Origin of the sequence: Corallococcus sp. 4LFB, from assembly GCF_046520365.1 — a bacterium.
GTDB lineage: Bacteria > Myxococcota > Myxococcia > Myxococcales > Myxococcaceae > Corallococcus > Corallococcus caeni.
The window spans coordinates 1-673 of sequence record NZ_JBKGHJ010001184.1 but is presented as its reverse complement, the minus strand read 5'-3'; the positions used below and the strand labels follow the sequence as shown (position 1 = coordinate 673).

Annotated in this window: 1 protein-coding gene; it reads right to left on the bottom strand. The window is 70.6% G+C overall.

The features are described from left to right. A partial coding sequence (locus ACLEQD_RS44815) for a condensation domain-containing protein (protein ID WP_410391979.1) occupies nt 1-673 on the bottom strand: 673 nt, incomplete at both ends.

Here is a 673-nt window from a genome sequence, read left to right as displayed (position 1 = left end):
GTGATGGAAGCTCCAGATGAGCCGGTGGACGTGCGAGTCCAGGCGCACCAGCGCCACGCGCAGCAGCGGGCCCTGCGTGAGGCTGAAGCCCTGCGCCCGGTCCTCTTCCAGGTACGCATCCAGGGCCTGCCGCTGCGCCGCTTCCGTCTGCCCGCGCCAGTCCAGCTCCCGCCACGGCAGGGCCGCCTCGCGCCGCACCACCTGCAACGGCGCTTCCAGCCCTTCCCACAGCAGAGTCGTGCGCAGCACCGCGTGCCGCGCCACCAACTCCTCCCACGCCCGCTTCAGCGCCGCCACGTCCAGCTTCGCGTGGAAGGCCCAGGAGAGCTGCTCGAAGTACACGCCCGACTTCGGCGAGAGCAGTGCGTGGAAGAGCATTCCCTGCTGCATGGGCGACAGCGGGTAGACGTCCTCCACCTGCTGCCCCACCGCCGCCTGCACCTTCGCCAGCGTCTTCGCGTCCAGCTTCGCCAGCGGGAAGTCCGCCGGCGTGAACTTCGCCGCGTCCTCCGTCTTGCGCCCGGCCACCAGCGCCTTCAGCGCCTCGGTGTACTCGCGCGCCAGCGCCTCTACCGTCGCCTTCGTGTGCAGCGCTTCGCTGTACGTCCACGTCACTTCCAGCTGCCCACCCACCACCAGCCCGTTGACCTCCAGCACGTGGCTGCGCTGGCCG